General features: G+C 38.3%; 14 protein-coding genes. 13 read left to right on the top strand and 1 reads right to left on the bottom strand.

The window, feature by feature from the left end:
* Positions 1 to 47: 47 nt before the first annotated feature.
* The 10 genes from AAG186_RS08060 to AAG186_RS08015 all read left to right on the top strand — a co-directional run bounded on the left by AAG186_RS08060 (position 48) and on the right by AAG186_RS08015 (position 10986).
* Positions 48 to 1082, top strand: a complete 1035-nt coding sequence (locus AAG186_RS08060; protein WP_342621612.1) for a DEAD/DEAH box helicase — start codon at positions 48 to 50, stop codon at positions 1080 to 1082.
* Positions 1057 to 1743, top strand: coding sequence for a ComF family protein (locus AAG186_RS08055; RefSeq protein WP_342621611.1), 687 nt, complete (start codon positions 1057 to 1059; stop codon positions 1741 to 1743). Before AAG186_RS08060 ends, AAG186_RS08055 begins: the two co-directional genes overlap by 26 nt.
* 87 nt (positions 1744 to 1830) lie before the next feature.
* A complete protein-coding gene (locus tag AAG186_RS08050; RefSeq protein WP_342621610.1) occupies positions 1831 to 2028 on the top strand; it encodes a cold shock domain-containing protein in 198 nt (65 codons plus the stop codon).
* An 87-nt stretch (positions 2029 to 2115) separates the two neighbouring features.
* Complete coding sequence (secA, locus tag AAG186_RS08045; RefSeq protein WP_342621609.1) at positions 2116 to 4458, top strand: preprotein translocase subunit SecA; 2343 nt, start codon at positions 2116 to 2118, stop codon at positions 4456 to 4458.
* A 13-nt stretch (positions 4459 to 4471) separates the two neighbouring features.
* Positions 4472 to 5576, top strand: a protein-coding gene (gene prfB / locus AAG186_RS08040) for a peptide chain release factor 2 (protein WP_161636791.1) whose coding sequence is annotated in 2 segments (ribosomal slippage) — positions 4472 to 4543 and positions 4545 to 5576 — 1104 coding nt in all. Because the reading frame shifts where the segments join, the coding sequence is not laid out codon by codon here.
* Position 5577: 1 nt separating this feature from the next.
* Positions 5578 to 6432, top strand: a complete 855-nt coding sequence (locus AAG186_RS08035; protein WP_161636790.1) for a YitT family protein — start codon at positions 5578 to 5580, stop codon at positions 6430 to 6432.
* A 75-nt stretch (positions 6433 to 6507) separates the two neighbouring features.
* Positions 6508 to 7197 carry a cell division ATP-binding protein FtsE gene (gene ftsE, locus AAG186_RS08030; protein WP_125164008.1) on the top strand — a complete coding sequence of 230 codons (690 nt, stop codon included), beginning with the start codon at positions 6508 to 6510 and terminating at the stop codon, positions 7195 to 7197.
* A complete protein-coding gene (ftsX, locus tag AAG186_RS08025) occupies positions 7190 to 8095 on the top strand; it encodes a permease-like cell division protein FtsX (protein ID WP_161636789.1) in 906 nt (301 codons plus the stop codon). Before ftsE ends, ftsX begins: the two co-directional genes overlap by 8 nt.
* Positions 8092 to 9396 carry a peptidoglycan DD-metalloendopeptidase family protein gene (locus tag AAG186_RS08020; protein WP_342621605.1) on the top strand — a complete coding sequence of 435 codons (1305 nt, stop codon included), beginning with the start codon at positions 8092 to 8094 and terminating at the stop codon, positions 9394 to 9396. Before ftsX ends, AAG186_RS08020 begins: the two co-directional genes overlap by 4 nt.
* 105 nt (positions 9397 to 9501) lie before the next feature.
* Positions 9502 to 10986, top strand: a complete 1485-nt coding sequence (locus AAG186_RS08015; protein WP_342621604.1) for a peptidoglycan DD-metalloendopeptidase family protein — start codon at positions 9502 to 9504, stop codon at positions 10984 to 10986.
* A gap of 47 nt (positions 10987 to 11033) precedes the next feature.
* On the opposite strand, the gene AAG186_RS08010 is transcribed toward AAG186_RS08015, so the two are convergent.
* Complete coding sequence (locus tag AAG186_RS08010; protein ID WP_331836656.1) at positions 11034 to 11585, bottom strand: TIGR00730 family Rossman fold protein; 552 nt, start codon at positions 11583 to 11585, stop codon at positions 11034 to 11036.
* Between the two features lie 99 nt (positions 11586 to 11684).
* Between AAG186_RS08010 and AAG186_RS08005 the strand changes: the two genes are divergently transcribed.
* The 3 genes from AAG186_RS08005 (at position 11685) to AAG186_RS07995 (ending at position 16228) form a co-directional block, all read left to right on the top strand.
* Positions 11685 to 13238 carry a S41 family peptidase gene (locus AAG186_RS08005; RefSeq protein WP_244660372.1) on the top strand — a complete coding sequence of 518 codons (1554 nt, stop codon included), beginning with the start codon at positions 11685 to 11687 and terminating at the stop codon, positions 13236 to 13238.
* A complete protein-coding gene (uvrB, locus tag AAG186_RS08000) occupies positions 13228 to 15219 on the top strand; it encodes an excinuclease ABC subunit UvrB (protein WP_200548932.1) in 1992 nt (663 codons plus the stop codon). The genes AAG186_RS08005 and uvrB overlap by 11 nt, the downstream gene beginning before the upstream one ends.
* 160 nt (positions 15220 to 15379) lie before the next feature.
* A complete protein-coding gene (locus tag AAG186_RS07995) occupies positions 15380 to 16228 on the top strand; it encodes an aminoglycoside 6-adenylyltransferase (protein WP_342621603.1) in 849 nt (282 codons plus the stop codon).
* Positions 16229 to 16250 lie beyond the last annotated feature (22 nt).

The following is a 16250-nucleotide window of genomic DNA, read 5'->3' as shown; positions in this document are numbered from 1 at the left end:
TTTAGGTTTATTTAAGCACGCACCATACTTATTATTGGGTGATTTAAATGATTTGTGACCGTTGTGGCTACATCGTTCAAAATGATAAATGCCGAAGATGTCTTTATTACAGTCAATATCTCGTGGATTTGGAGTCATGTCAGCAGGAGTCTGTAACCAACAATGATGCGATATGTACACTTCCTTTTAAATTGACAGCATATCAAAACGATATTGCGAATCGTTTGTGTGAATTGGTTAAGACGGAAGATGTATTTTTAGAAGCGGTTTGTGGTGCTGGGAAAACAGAAATCTGTGTCCCCCTTATTGAACAATTACTGAGAGATGGGAAATGTGTTTGTTGGGCAGTTCCTCGCAGAGCAATTGTGCTTGAGTTGTATGAACGATTTCAATTGTATTTTAAAACTGTCAAAGTCGCATGTGTATGTGGTGGGAAAACGGATGATGTTATTGCACCGCTTATTATTTGTACGACGCATCAACTTTATCGATACGATCATCAATTTGATCTGTTAATTTTAGATGAGCCGGATGCCTTCCCATTTGCAAATGATGCGTTGTTGCTTAAATTTGTTTTGAACGCTTGTAAAGGACGTATCGTCTATCTTAGTGCAACATGTAATGCATACCTTGAATCCTTATGCGAGTCCAAGCAGGTAAAACATCTATATGCATCATTGCGTCCCAGTGGGAAACTTTTACCGGTCCCAATTTATATTCAATCGTTCTTTCCAATACTACGAATGTTAATTGAGTATCGAAAAAACAAAAAAGAGAGTTTGCTCATATTTGTACCAACACGTAAGCTGGCGCAGGTGCTATCGTTATTATTACGTGTGCCTTCGATTACATCACAGACCACAAATCGTGACGTGGTCTTGGAGCATTTTAGAGAATGTGGAGGGGTACTCGTTTGCACAACGGTACTCGAACGCGGTGTAACGTTTAAAAAATGTGATGTATTTGTACTTTATGCAGATCACCCAATTTTTAATACTTCATCTTTAGTACAAATTGCTGGACGCGTAGAACGTGGTTTGAATCCAAAAAAGGAGTATGTATGTGTTTTTTTCTCGAATTGACACCGTCCTTGCAAAGGGCAAAACAGATCATCGACAGTGCGAACAAGCATGCGATATTTGCTTTAAGAGCATTGGAATGAAACCATTCATTGATTCGGTTATGCATCCAAGGCAGCATTTGTTATGTTCATGCTGTTGTGCCCAGCTACGAATCAAGAAATTTTACCGCGAAGACCTTTCCGTCAAAACGTGTGTATTGTTTGAGTATCGAGATTTTATTCGAAACCTTATCCTAAGATACAAAGTTCATAATGATGATTATCTGAAACGATATTTGTTTGAATATCATCGACTTTGGATTCGACTTCATTATGTAGGGTACCATTATGTTATTGCGCCATCGCACCAAAATACAACTAAAAGTAGTAAGAAAAATCATTTAGAAAATTTAGTTGAAAATATCGGACTCAAGTGCAGTGGAATCAACCTCATCAACACGGCACCCATAAAGCAAGCTCAATGTAATGCGCAACAGCGGTGCTTGATCAGAAATCATATTCAACTCGAAAAAGTCCTACACACAAAGACAAAGAAAATTTTAATCATTGATGACATTGTAACAACTGGAAATACTTTAGAAACAATTGCAGGTCAACTCAGTCCCTATGTCAATCAGATTGAGGCACTCTGCCTCGCGGGGACGTTACCAAACCATAAGTAAGCGATTTCACTTGCCTTTTAAGTACCTCTATCGTATAATTTTATTGAAATTAAAAGTATATAAATATGCTTAGAAAGGGTCTGTACAATGAAGGGGAAAGTTAAAACATTCAACAAAAACAAAGGATTCGGATTTATCACGGCAGAAGATGGCCAAGACATATTTTTCCATTACACACATCTGATTATGGAAGGATTTAAAACCATTGAAGAGGGTACTGACGTTGAATTTGAACTTGTGGAATCCGATCGCGGTTTGCAAGCACATAATATTGTGAGAATCTAGAGTAAAAAAGTTGGTCATGCCAACTTTTTTAGTTATGTATTCTGAAATCGTTATGTGTTACAATATCAAGGAATGGAGGCTTGAATTATGGCTGGATTTTTAAGTAATCTTTTTAGTGGCGATCGTAAGATTTTAAATGAAATTGAAAAAATTGCAAATGAAATTGATGCATTGGCAGATGAGACGCGAGCTCTATCTGATGAAGCATTAAAAGAAAAAACTAATGAATTTAAAAACCGTATTGCGCAAGGGGAAACTTTAGATGATCTTCTTGTGGAAGCTTATGCTGTTGCACGTGAGGCTGCATATCGCGTTATTGGCGAATTTCCATATGTTGTTCAGCTCATGGGGGCTATAATTCTTCACCGCGGTGATATCGCGGAAATGAAGACCGGAGAAGGGAAAACATTAACTGCAATTATGCCTACTTACCTTAATGCGTTAGAGGGTAAAGGGGTTCATGTTATTACGGTTAATGAGTATCTTGCTCAACGTGATGCGGAATGGATGGGTGAGATTCACCGATTCTTAGGACTTACAGTCGGTATAAACGTGCGCGCTTTATCACCTTCAGGTAAACGCGAGGTATATGAATGTGATATTACATATACGACAAACTCGGAAGTTGGTTTCGACTATCTTCGAGACAATATGGTGACAAAGGTCGAACAACGTGTTTTACGTCCTTTAAACTATGCGCTTGTTGATGAGGTCGACTCGATTCTCATTGATGAATCACGAACACCCTTAATTATTTCAGGTGGTGCACGTGATGGTGCGAAGTTGTATGAATCTTCAGATAAATTTGCGAAAAAACTAAGCGAAGGTGCAGACTACGTAATTGATGTTAAGTCAAAAACAGTCCAACTTACTGAAGCGGGTGTTGAAAAGGCAGAACGCACTTTTAAAGTAGATAACCTCTATGATCTTGATAATACATCGTTGGTGCACCATATCAATAATGCATTAAAAGCAAATTACATTATGCTTAATGACATTGAATATGTTGTTCAAGATAATGAAGTAGTGATTGTGGATCAGTTTACAGGACGTTTGATGGAAGGACGTGAGTATTCTGATGGACTTCACCAAGCACTTTGCGCAAAAGAAGGCGTAACAATTAAACAAGAAACGGTAACGTTAGCAACCGTAACGTATCAAAATTTCTTCAGACTTTATAATAAACTTTCAGGGATGACCGGAACTGCGAAAACGGAAGAGGAAGAATTCCTTGAAATTTATAACATGCGTGTTTTAGAAGTTCCGACAAACCGTCCGATTGCACGTCAAGATCTACCAGATCTTGTATACGGTACACGCAAGGCGAAATTTGAAGCCCTTATTGAAACCGTACGTGAGCTTAATGAAAAAGGACAACCCGTGCTTGTGGGTACTGTTGCTGTTGAAACATCTGAATACTTAAGTATGATGATGAAACAACGTAAGATTAAACATGAAGTTTTAAATGCGAAAAATCATGCTCGTGAAGCACAAATTATTGAAAAAGCAGGGCGTAAAGGTTCTGTAACAATTGCAACCAACATGGCTGGTCGTGGTACCGATATTAAACTTGATGAAGAATCAAGAGCGTTAGGTGGTCTTGCAGTTTTAGGTAGTGAGCGTCATGAATCACGTCGTATTGATAACCAATTACGCGGTCGTTCAGGTCGTCAAGGGGATCCAGGGATGTCCCGTTTCTTCGTTTCATTTGAAGATGATTTAATGCTGCGTCACGGTAGTGAGCGTTTTGAAAATGTTTATAGTCAATTGGGAGATGTAGCAATTGAAAACAAAGTAATTACAAAACAAATTAGTGCTGCACAACGACGTGTTGAAGGGGTCAACTTTGACATTCGTAAGACACTGCTTGATTATGATGATGTACTACGTCAACAACGTGAAATCATTTATGAACAACGCGATTACGTTTTAGAAAACGAAGATGTTCATGGAATAATTAAAGAAATGTATAAACGTGTTGTATCAGATACCATCGCATCGTATACAAATACAGAGTCAAGAGATCTTTCAATTGACAAGGAAGGACTTGTAGAAGCATTAGACAAACTTGGTTTGATCGATGACACATTCGATCTAACATCGTTGGATAAAGCATCACAAGAAGATATTCAAACAATCATCACGGATGCTGCATGGGAAAAATATGAAACCAAAATTTCTGATGTTCAAGATCAATTTACTCGTGTTGAAAAAGAAGTTGTTCTTAACATGATTGATCGATCATGGGTTGATCATATCGATGCTATGAGTAAGTTGAGAGAAGGGATTCATTTGCGCTCTTATGCACAGGATAAACCGCTCCAGGCTTATGTGACTGAAGGATTTGAAATGTTTGAAGAAATGCTAGGACAAATTGCACAAGACATTGTAATGTTCTGTGTAAACGTAAAGATAGAGTACAGACAATAGATAGGGTGATACGATGGAATTATTTGAAATAGCACAGATTGTTGATTCAACAACATCTGATTTGAAAGCACTTGGTGATTCACTTTGACTTAGCTCAAAAAGAAGCTAAAATCAAAGAACTTGAATCAGAAATGGTTGAGGACGGTTTTTGGGATGATCATCGTCACAGTTCTCAACATATTCAAAAGCTGAATCAATTAAAAAAAGTCGTTGAAACACATCACGATTTACTCGAACGATTGATGTCATGCTCCGATAGCATTCTTTTACTAAAAGAAGAGTCGGATGAGGAGTTTCAAACCTCACTTGAAGCAGAAGTTAAAGAAATTCAAAAAGAAATGGAATCTTTCTCGGTACTTGTACTTCTAAGTCATGACTACGACCAAAAAAATGCAATTGTGGAAATCCATCCGGGTGCCGGTGGGACAGAAAGTCAAGATTTCGCAGAAATGTTGTACCGTATGTACACACGCTGGGCGCAAGATCACGGATTTAAGATTAGTGTTCTTAACTATCTTGATGGCGATGAAGCAGGGCTAAAGTCCGTATCTTTTTCCGTCTCGGGAATGTTTGCATATGGTTATCTTAAAGCCGAAAAGGGTGTGCACCGTCTTGTTAGAATTAGTCCTTTTGATTCATCAGGTCGCCGTCACACATCATTTGCTTCCGTTGATGTCGCACCCGAGTTTGATGATAGTATTGAAATTACAATTTTACCAGAAGACATTGATGTTGATACCATGCGTGCAACAGGCGCTGGAGGACAACATGTTAATAAAACGGATTCAGCAGTGCGGATAACGCACAAGAAAACGGGTATCGTTGTGACATGTCAAGCGGGAAGAAGTCAACTTCAAAATAGAGAAGAAGCCTTAATGATGCTTAAGAGTAAATTGTATCAAAGAGAAATCGAAGAAAAACAGGCTCAACTTGCAGCCATAAAGGGTGAGCATAAGCTTATTGAATGGGGATCACAAATTCGATCTTATGTCGCTCATCCATACACAATGGTGAAAGATCATCGTACAAAATTTGAGACGAGCCAATATGGTGATGTATTAGATGGTGATATTGATGATTTTATTGAAGCATTTTTAAAAATGAATGTAGGAGTATAGAATGGATCGTATAAAAGAACATTTAAGCGACTTGCTATTTTTACTTCTAGGAAACTTTGTACTTGCGGTAGCTGTAACATTTTTTATACTACCCAATAATATTCTTTCTGGGGGCGTATCGGGTGTATCCGTTGCGCTCTACCCATTTATAGGGATTGAAAAAGAATTGATGATTAATATTATTTATGCATCATCGTTTCTATTAGGGTTGGTTTTCTTAGGTAAACGATTTGCAATTAAAACGCTAGCGAGCACAATATTATCCCCTTTGTTAATTAACCTTCTATCAACAGTCGGATACGCACCTGTCGTTGAGCCAATACTAGCATCGATTTTTGGAGGCGCATTAATGGGAATTGGATTGGGATTAACATTTAGGACTGGTGCAAGTACTGGTGGTATGGATATTCCACCCTTAATTCTATCAAAGTATACTGGGATTAAGGTCTCTGTATGGATTGCACTTATCGATACTGTTACAGTACTACTAGGCCTAAAAAGTTATGGATTGAACAATGTCCTGATTGGGTTTTTATCAATTTTTACTTCAGCGGTAGCGATTGATAAGATTCAGATGATTTCAGGAGAGCAAGCAAAACAAGTATTTATTATAACCGATGAAGTAAATGAAGTTTTAAATCGTATTCATACTATGATTGATCGAGGATCAACGCGCATTCCGGCAACTGGTGGATATACGAATGAATCACGTGAAATTATTTTAACGGTATTAATGAAAGACCAATATGTCGAGCTGGAGCGTCTTGTTAAAGAGGTTGATCCAAATGCATTTTTGATTGTATCAGATGCTACGGAGGTTCATGGGAAGGGCTTTATGAAGGCATCAATCACATAGCCTACCATACTTTTTCACATTATGGACATAAACGGTGTGATATAATAACACATGATAAAAGGAGTGAGTTGATCGATGTTATATTTCGAAAATGTATCAAAACAGTATAAAAACGGTGTTAACGCGCTCTATAATATTAATCTTGGAATTGAACAAGGCGAATTTGTTTATATCATTGGACCGACAGGTTCAGGAAAATCTACGATGATTCGTCTCTTAAATGGTGAAGAAATACCTACTAAAGGAACCGTTAAAGTTGGGAAATTTAATGTAGGTAAATTAAAACATTCAAAAGTGCCGCTCTATCGACGTCACATTGGAGTAGTATTTCAGGACTTTAAATTATTAGAACGTAAAACAGTATTTGAGAATATTGCTTTTGCACTTGAAGTTGTTAATACACCACGCGTTGAATTACGCAAGCGTGTACGCGAAGTTTTAAGACTTGTGGATTTAACTGAAAAGGCAAATGCTTATCCGAATGAATTATCAGGGGGACAACAACAACGTGTTGCAATTGGACGCGCGATTGCAAATAGACCCAAAGTTCTTATTTGTGATGAACCAACAGGGAATCTTGATCCCGATAAATCAACGGAGATTATTCATTTATTGGAACGCATTAATGAAGAAGAAGCAACAACAGTCGTAATGGTCACACACGATGTTGAAATTGTTAATAAAAACAAAAAACGTACAATTGCTTTAGATGAAGGCCACTTGGTGGCAGATTTGACTGCGGGAGGATATATCAACCATGGGTAGAGTCTGGCGTCATATCAAAGATGGTTTTACAGGTGTTACACGACACTTTGCATTATCACTATCAAGTATTTCATCGGTTACTGTGACCCTCTTACTAATGTCAATCTTTCTATTTTTAAGTGTAAACATTAGCACAATTACGAAATCAATGGAACAAAGTGTTCAGATCCATGCTCAGATTTCGAATGACTATGAGGAAAAATCACAGATTAATGAAATTCAAAAACAAATTGAACAATTACCAGAAGTTTTAGATGTTAAGTTTTCATCCAAAGAAAACGAGCTTGATGCATTTATTCGAGCCAATGACTCAGAAGATGCCGAAAGTCTTTACGGTGGTTATCGTGGAGAAAACAATCCGATGTTGAACGCGTTTTTAATCAATGCCAAATCGGGGGATGAAATTAAAGACTTATCAAATAAAATTGCGAAAATCGAAGGTGTTTATAAAACAAGTTACGGAGGAAGCGGAACAACTGATTTCCTTGGTATGCTTGAACAAGTTCGAAATATCGGGTTTATTATTGTAATCACACTTGCTGTGATTGCTGTATTTTTAATATCGAATACGATACGTGTTTCAATTCATTCACGTCGTCGTGAAATTAGTATTATGCGAACGGTGGGTGCAACCAATTGGTACATCCGTTGGCCGTTTATCATCGAGGGGATGATAATTGGATTACTCGGAGCAGTAATTCCTATTGTTATATCGATATTTGGATATCAATACTTATATCAAGCAACGGGCGGTATATTAATATCGCAAATGTTTAAATTGGTTGCAGTTTATCCATTATCACTACAAATCTCAGGGATTCTAGCATTAATTGGAATCGTTGTAGGAGCATTGGGAAGTCTCTTCTCAGTGGGTAAATTCTTAAGGTGGTCACGATGAAAAAATTTTTCAGAAATGTTATAATCATATTAGTAGTAGTATTAATGCTTGCTGGCGTGCTGGCACCCGTGTTTGTTACGGTGCCAATCTACGCTGAGGATATTGAATCACTTCAAAATTCAATTGCTGAACGTGAGAAAGAGCTCGAGGCGCAAAAGTCGAAACAGGCTAATATTAAAGAACAACTTTCTGAAGAAGTCGCTAAGTTGGATGATTATCGCCAACAAATCAAAAATCTTGAAGCAGAAATTGAGTCGATGAAGACAGCGATCGCAACTTCGGAAGAAGAGATCAAACGCCTTCAAACAAGTATCGATGAGAGAGCGAAAAAGATTAAAGAAACGGAAGAGAAGGTTAAGGGCTATATGGTCAATGCCCAATCATCTTCTCGTGTTAACGGTTATTTCGAGTTTGTAATGGGTGCTGAAGATTTCGCTGAGATGGTTCGTCGTCTTGAAGGTATGGGCGCCATTAAGCGTTATAACGAAGATCTAATCCGTGAAATGAATGAAATTAAAACAGAATTGGAAGCAGATAAAGCAAAACAAGAAGAAGAAAAACAATCGATTGTTTTACGTAAAGAAGCTTCGGAACTTCAAAAGGAAGAAGCAAAACTTCTTGAGGAACGTGTTCGCGCCGTCATTACAGAGCTTCATCAAAAAGAAAAAGAAGCCCAAGAGCAAATTGCGAGCATTAATGACAAAAACAAAGCGGATGAAGAACGTATTAAAGAACTTCAGTTTCCCTCAACACCTGGAACAGGTGGCAATGGTTTTACATTACCACTCCCATCAGGAACCTTTAGCGTCACTGCCGATGTTTGGCATTATCCAGAAGAATATGGTGGAAGCGCTCATGCTGGTGTCGATTTAGGTGTAAGTCAAGGAACTCCGGTATTTGCGGTTGGTAATGGACTTATTGTTTCAACCAATTCAGGCTGTTATCCAGGCAATTGGAGTTGCGGTGGAGGTTATGGAAACTACATTTCATATATTGTAAATGTAGGGGGACATAACTATGGAATTCTTGTTGCCCATCTATCCGCTGTATCGGTTTCAAAAAATCAAGTAGTATCTGCTGGTAGTCAAATTGGACTTTCAGGAAATACCGGATCTTCAACCGGACCACATCTTCATGTCGAAACAATTGATATGGGACCTGGGACCATTTTAGATGCTTGGAATCGATGGAATGGTGATCCTCAATTTGGAACAGGTCCGGCTTCTTACGGGGGCCGACGTTGTGATCAAGGTTACGGTGTTCCATGTCGCCTTTATCCGCGACAAACATTAGGAATTTAATTATAGAAAAAAGTACAAATCTCCGTTTGTACTTTCTTTGCCTAGTATCCTACTCGTCTATGATTTGTTCATAGTTCTGCACTATTACGAAATAGGAGTGATTGTATGAAAAAAATAATCAAAAATGGACTGTGTATATTTCTTGCGTTGTTTGTGCTTGGTGGAACGTTAACACCTGCAATCAGTACAACTGTATTTGCTGCGTCCTCAGACACAACAAAAAAACAAGAAGAAAGACGCGCACAAATTGAAGAAAATAAGAAAAAATTGAGCGCGCTTGAAGGATCTCAGAAAGATATTAAGGCAAACTTAACAGAAGAAATGAAAAACTTAAGCGGATATAAAGAACAAATCGCAAGTTTAGATTCAAAAATAAAAGAAATCGAAGGTGAGATTCGCGTTTCTGAAGCACAGATTGTTCAGCTTCAAAAATCGATTGATGAACGACAAGCTAAGATTGAAGAGACAGACGTAAAGGTTAAATCCTATATGTTAAATGCGCAATCTGCTACACGCGTAAATGGTTATTTTGAATTTATGATGACGGGCGAAGATTTTTCTCAAATTGTGCGACGGTTTGAAGTATTGAGTTCCATTAAACGCTATAATGAAGAACTTGTACGTTCAATCTATAAAATCAAACTCGAACTTGAAGCAGATAAGAAACTTCAAGAAGTTGAGCGTGAAGAAATTAAACTTCACAAAGAGGACATCGAACTTCAAAAAGAGACTGCAAAGATCTACGAGAAACATGTCGAGGAAATTGTGAAAGAACTTCAAAAACAAGAAGCAGAATTACAAGATGAACTTGATGAAATTAAGTATGTTAATGCAGGGCATGAAACTCAGATTAAAGCGTTAGCAGAACAACTTGCTCATGAACTTGCCCAAGAACAAAATAATAATTCAGGTTCGCAAGGATCAAATGGTGGCTCTACCGGTGGTGAGTCATCAGGAGAATCTCAAGAAAATGGTTCTACAGGTGGAGAATCAAGCGAAGGGGGATCTACCGGTGGTGGATCAACTGGAGGAGGCTCTACGGGTGGTGGATCAACAAGTGGATTTTCACTGCCTCTCGATCCGGGAGTATACCGAGTAGGAAACAGTGTTTGGGCGTATGACTGGGGCTCACCTCATATGGGTGTGGATCTTGAAGTCTATTATGGAAACAATGCACGTTCAGTAGGAACTGGAATGGTTGTTGCAACGAATTCCGGATGTTCTGAAGGAAACTGGGCTTGTGGTGGAGGTTATGGAAACTATATTTCATACCTTGTGCACGTAAACGGCCAAAATTATGGTATTCTGTTTGCCCATTTAAGTGCTGTTTATGTTTCGGAAGGACAAATTGTTCATCCAGGTTCAGTACTTGGACTCACGGGTAATACCGGTGCATCAACCGGACCTCACTTACATGTTGAAACCATTAACATGGGTGGTGGATCAATCTATGATGCTTGGAGTTTATGGGCTGAGAATAGTACTATGAACTTTGGGACAGGATCTGCAAGCAGTGGTGGTCGACGTTGTGATCAAGGCTATGGTGTTCCATGTCGATTACATCCGCAATCAACGCTTGGACTCTACTAAAAAAACTGAGCTCAATAGACTCAGTTTTTTTTCTGCTCAAATCCAAATTATGAATCCATCAGTTTCGCTTCCATTTGACGGATAAACGCATCAAAATTCGATTCAAAAATAATGCAATCAATCTGTTCATGTGATGAGAATCCGACATTTGCTGCTGTATCCAAATATGTTTGAATCCCATCATAGTAATGGTTAATATTTAAGAAACCGTAAGGCTTGTTATGAATTCCAATCTGATTCCATGTAATGACTTCAAAAATTTCTTCCATCGTTCCACATCCACCGGGAAAAGCAATAAACCCATCTGCCATATCCATCATCAGTGCTTTTCGTTCATGCATATCCTTCACAAGTATGGATTCGGAGAGTCCTTCATGGAGGATTTCCTTATCCGCAAGAACCTTTGGCATTACACCAATAACATATCCGCCTTCTTGCAACATCGTATCCGCAAGAAGCCCCATAATCCCTACTTTTGCGCCACCATAAATTAATTGAATATCATGATGTGAAAAATACGTTGCAAGTCGTATCGCTTCATCGCGATAAATCGACAATTCTGGCATTTTTGATCCACAAAAAACTGCAATTCGTTTCATAATGTGTCCTCCGTGATTTATTTGTGATTATTAATATTATAACATTGAATTCTTATTCCCTTATGCTAGGATTATATTAGATTACTTTTACCATAGTCTATGTTAACGCTTAAGGCTGAGTCTATGGTAAACTATAACCATATTGAGGTGATTTCATTGAAAGATAAAAATAAAAAAGTAAGTATAAAACTCGAACGTCATCGATGGCCTGATGAAATAGCAAAAGACCAACAGAAACGACGCAAGGCTTTTAAAATCGTAATCGTGATTATTGTTGCATTTTTACTTGGTACTCAATTTAATAAAATTTCAAGCTTTGCGGGAGGGCCAACAGAGGCTCATGCTGGCGTAGAGCGTTTTGATCGTGTTTACCGTGATTTGCTTGCAAGTTGGTATTTTAAAACGGATATGGATCATCCGGAATCAGAAATGATTGATAATGCGATAAAAGGGATGCTTGAAAAAAACGGAGATCAACATACTTCGTACATGACTCAAGAAGAAATGAATAATTTAAATGAGTCGATAAACATGAATTTTGATGGTATTGGTGTCCAATATTACGCAGGAAATGGTGCGAATATCATTACTCGTGTATTTAAGGGATCCCCAGCGGAAGGTGCTGGCCTTTTAGCGGGTGATGTCCTTTCTAAAGTTGATGGTGTTGAAATTAAAACCGTAGATCGTGAAAAAATTCAAGAATTAATCATGGGAAAGGAAGGCACTTCAGTTAAAGTTGAAGTCTTACGTGATCAAAAACCGATCGAGTTTGATATTAAACGTGGAAAGATTAACGCACTGGTTTGGGGCGAGATTCGTGATGGCGTGGGTTATATCGAAATATCCTCATTTGGTAAAAATCTTGCGGATGCAACGAAGCTTTATCTTGATGAATTTCTGGAGCAAGGCATCGATAAACTCGTAATTGATTTACGCGATAATGGCGGCGGATACTTGCAAGCTATCGAGGACATTGCACGAATTTTCTTTGATAATGATGAAATTGTCTATAAAGAAGACTTTATGAACCATTCTGAGAAGGTGTATAAAGTGACAGATAGTGAGAAAAATCAGTACCCATTCAAAAATATTGCAGTACTTATTAACGAAAAATCTGCAAGTGCTTCGGAAGTACTGACACTAGCACTCCAAGAAAATCGTGGCGTTCAAGTTGTTGGTGTTAATTCATATGGAAAAGGGACAGTTCAAACACAACATGAATATCCTGATAAGAGTGCTTTAAAAGTAACAATTGCGAAGTGGAATTCACCAAAAGGAAATAATATTCACGGTACGGGTATTAAACCGGATGTGGAAGTGAAGTTACCGGCAATTTTCTATACCAATTTTGTCGTGTTAGACGATTCTAAGGAAATACACGTTGATGCAGTGCATGAAGCGGTTGTGTATACTCAAAATGCGCTCAAATTTTTAGGATACCACAATGGCCGTACGGATGGCTATTATGATATCCAAACATCAGAAGCCTTAATGAAATATAAAGCCAATCTTAATCTAACGATAAATGATACGATTGATCATAGCGTTCAAGAGCAGTTGTACAGTTCGGTTGTTTCAGAGTGGTCAAGTAACCGTAATGCTCGAGATGTCCAGTTACAAAAAGCAATTGAGGTTGTGAAAAATGGCAAATAAAGAGGAACATAAATTTGAACTTGTTTCCAAATTCGAACCGAAAGGGGACCAAATTAAAGCAATTGGTGCACTTACAGATGGAATTTTAGAAGGTAAAAAAGAACAAGTTCTTTTAGGGGCAACTGGAACGGGTAAAACCTTTACAGTAAGTCAAGTTATTGCGAAGTTAAACAGACCAACCCTTGTTTTTGTACATAACAAGACACTTGCTGGGCAACTTTATTCAGAGTTCAAAGAATTTTTTCCAAATAACCGGGTTGAATACTTCGTTTCAAACTTTGATTATTATCAGCCAGAAGCTTACTTACCCGGCTCAGATACTTATATCGAAAAAAGTTCAATGATTAATCAAGAATTGGATATGCTGCGACACGCTGCACAAAACTCGGTATTACAACGTCGTGACACAATCATTGTCGCATCCGTGGCGAGTATTTATGCAACTGCGGATCCAAGTTACTATAAAGAAATGCTTTACGTAATGCGCGTTGGACAAGAAATTTCGCGGGAAGATTTGATGCGTGATCTTGTGAAGCGTCAGTACATTCGTAATGATATTGAACAAAGTGTCGGAACATTTAGAGTTCGTGGTGATGTGATTGAAGTCGTTCGCGGTGATCGTGACGATATCGTGGTTCGCGTTGAATTTTTTGGCGATGAAATTGATCGAATCGTGGAAGTCGATCGCATTACCGGGAATGTTCGTGAAGGTTATTTAGTCTACGATATCTTTCCGGCAAATCAGTATGCTCGAGATATGGATCAAATTCGTCCTGCAGCCGACCGGATTGAAGCAGAGTTACAGGAACGTCTTGCTTATTTTGAATCTGAGAATAAACTGGTTGAATACCAACGCCTCAAACAACGGACTGAATATGATCTTGAGGCATTACGGGAATTTGGGATGTGCTCGGGTGTTGAAAACTACTCCATGCATATTGATGGTCGAGATCCAAATCAACGTCCTTATACATTATTCGATTATTTCCCTGATGATTATTTATTTGTTGTGGATGAGTCTCATGTGTCATTACCGCAAGTTCGAGGGATGTACAACGGTGATCAGTCCCGTAAACGCACACTTGTGGAATACGGATTCCGCTTGCCGAGTGCTATGAACAACCGTCCAATGACATTTGAGGAATTCACAAGTGTTCAAAAACAAACGATATATGTTTCTGCGACACCTGGCGATTATGAACTTGAAAAAGTGAATCATGAGGTTGTTGAACAAATTATTCGGCCAACTGGACTTCTAGATCCGACAATTGAAATTAAAAAAAGTCAGGGACAGGTGGATGATTTAATTGACCAAATTCTCGAACGTCGTGAGCGTGATGAACGTGTCCTGATCACGACACTTACGGTGAAGATGGCTCAAGATTTAACGAATTATCTTCTTGAAACGGGTATTAAAGTCGCATACCTTCATCATGAGACCAAGACTTTGGAACGTATTGAAATATTAAGAGATTTACGCTTAGGAAAATACGATGTCGTTGTTGGGATTAACCTCTTAAGAGAAGGGTTAGACCTTCCCGAGGTAAGTCTTATTGCGATTCTTGATGCCGATAAAGAAGGATTCCTAAGATCCTATCGATCACTTGTTCAGATTGTAGGGCGTGCAGCTCGAAATTCAAACGGTCATGTTATTATGTACGCAGATAAAATAACGGATTCCATGAAAAAAACAATTGATGAAACGAGACGAAGACGCGATATCCAAATTGCGTATAACGAAAAACATGGCATTACTCCGAAAACCATTAAAAAAGAAATTCGTGATGTAATTGCAGGGAAAGAAACCGCTGAATTGACACATCGTATCCGCAATAATAAAGGAAAACGTAAAGATAAAAAAGCTGTGGATGAACTTATCCAAAAACTCGAGAAAGAAATGCGAGAAGCTGCGGCACTTCTTGATTTTGAGAGAGCAGCTCAACTTCGTGATATTGTTATGGAGATGAAAGCAAGCTTGTAGACCAAGGAAACTTGGTCTTTTTTTGTAGTTTTTGTGCACTCATGCGATAATAGAATTAAATGAAGAGAATGTTGATTTGTTTGAAATCAAACATTGGAACGAAGTAATGTGATAGGGTTTCTTAAAAATGGTAATTATTTATTACCAGAGGAGGCGTGCTATGCGAACTGAAACTGAAATTATGACTGTAATTTTGGAAGAAGCGGAATCAAGTCCACAGATTCGAATTGTTGCGATGAATGGTTCACGGGTAAATAAAAATATCGAAAAAGATGCAATGCAAGATTATGATATTGCATACATAGTCGATGACATCGAATATTATAAAAATCATCAATCATGGTTGGAACCTTTTGGAAAGATATTGATGATGCAAAGACCCGATGATTTTACGCTGTTTGGGCAAACAAAGTCTCGAGACTATCATTACTTGGTTCAGTTTGAAGACGGGATTCGTATCGACTTCACATTTGTATCCATCGAGAATCTTGAAGATTATCTTCAGGAAGATCATCTAGTATCCATCATTTTGGATAAGGATTCCATTATATCCGGTGTCCTTCCTGCAAGTGATCAAGATTATTGGGTTCGTAAGCCAAGTGAGCAAAGTTACCGTGACTGTATTAATGAGATGTTGTGGTTATCCTTTTATGTCGTTAAAGGTATCAAGCGCCATGAGCCAATTTACGCAATGGACCACCTTGCATTGATGCGCGGAATGTTGCTTCAAATGATTACGTGGCAAGTCGGATTTGAAACAGAATTTTCCTTGAGTGTTGGGAAGAATTATAAACATCTTGATCGATATATTAGTTCGAGTATGTGGGAAAAGCTACTTTCAACGTATAACTTAAGTTCAAAAGAGCAGTGTGTCATTGTGTTGGAGTCCATGCTTACAATCTTCTCGGTAGTTGCTGATCGCGTAGGAGATTATGGAACTTTTGTATATGATCGTCATGAATACCATGATGTTTCAACTTATGTCTTAAATCAGATTAACGGTGAGTAAAGCGGTATTGTGGAGTTAAGAA

The organism is Erysipelothrix sp. P66, assembly GCF_038682365.1.
GTDB lineage: Bacteria > Bacillota_I > Bacilli_A > Erysipelotrichales > Erysipelotrichaceae > Erysipelothrix > Erysipelothrix piscisicarius.
Note: the sequence above shows the minus strand (reverse complement) of the source record. Positions and strands in the feature narration are given on the sequence as shown.

What these genes read in the sequence shown, in the direction of transcription:
- AAG186_RS08010 (WP_331836656.1), bottom strand. Translation starts at nt 11,585, where the DNA reads ATGAAACGAATTGCAGTTTTTTGTGGATCAAAAATGCCAGAATTGTCG.
- AAG186_RS08050 (WP_342621610.1), top strand. Translation starts at nt 1,831, where the DNA reads ATGAAGGGGAAAGTTAAAACATTCAACAAAAACAAAGGATTCGGATTT.
- AAG186_RS08060 (WP_342621612.1), top strand. Translation starts at nt 48, where the DNA reads ATGATTTGTGACCGTTGTGGCTACATCGTTCAAAATGATAAATGCCGA.
- ftsX (WP_161636789.1), top strand. Translation starts at nt 7,190, where the DNA reads ATGGGTAGAGTCTGGCGTCATATCAAAGATGGTTTTACAGGTGTTACA.
- AAG186_RS08035 (WP_161636790.1), top strand. Translation starts at nt 5,578, where the DNA reads ATGGATCGTATAAAAGAACATTTAAGCGACTTGCTATTTTTACTTCTA.
- AAG186_RS07995 (WP_342621603.1), top strand. Translation starts at nt 15,380, where the DNA reads ATGCGAACTGAAACTGAAATTATGACTGTAATTTTGGAAGAAGCGGAA.
- AAG186_RS08015 (WP_342621604.1), top strand. Translation starts at nt 9,502, where the DNA reads ATGAAAAAAATAATCAAAAATGGACTGTGTATATTTCTTGCGTTGTTT.
- ftsE (WP_125164008.1), top strand. Translation starts at nt 6,508, where the DNA reads ATGTTATATTTCGAAAATGTATCAAAACAGTATAAAAACGGTGTTAAC.
- AAG186_RS08055 (WP_342621611.1), top strand. Translation starts at nt 1,057, where the DNA reads ATGTATGTGTTTTTTTCTCGAATTGACACCGTCCTTGCAAAGGGCAAA.
- AAG186_RS08005 (WP_244660372.1), top strand. Translation starts at nt 11,685, where the DNA reads ATGTTAACGCTTAAGGCTGAGTCTATGGTAAACTATAACCATATTGAG.
- secA (WP_342621609.1), top strand. Translation starts at nt 2,116, where the DNA reads ATGGCTGGATTTTTAAGTAATCTTTTTAGTGGCGATCGTAAGATTTTA.
- uvrB (WP_200548932.1), top strand. Translation starts at nt 13,228, where the DNA reads ATGGCAAATAAAGAGGAACATAAATTTGAACTTGTTTCCAAATTCGAA.
- AAG186_RS08020 (WP_342621605.1), top strand. Translation starts at nt 8,092, where the DNA reads ATGAAAAAATTTTTCAGAAATGTTATAATCATATTAGTAGTAGTATTA.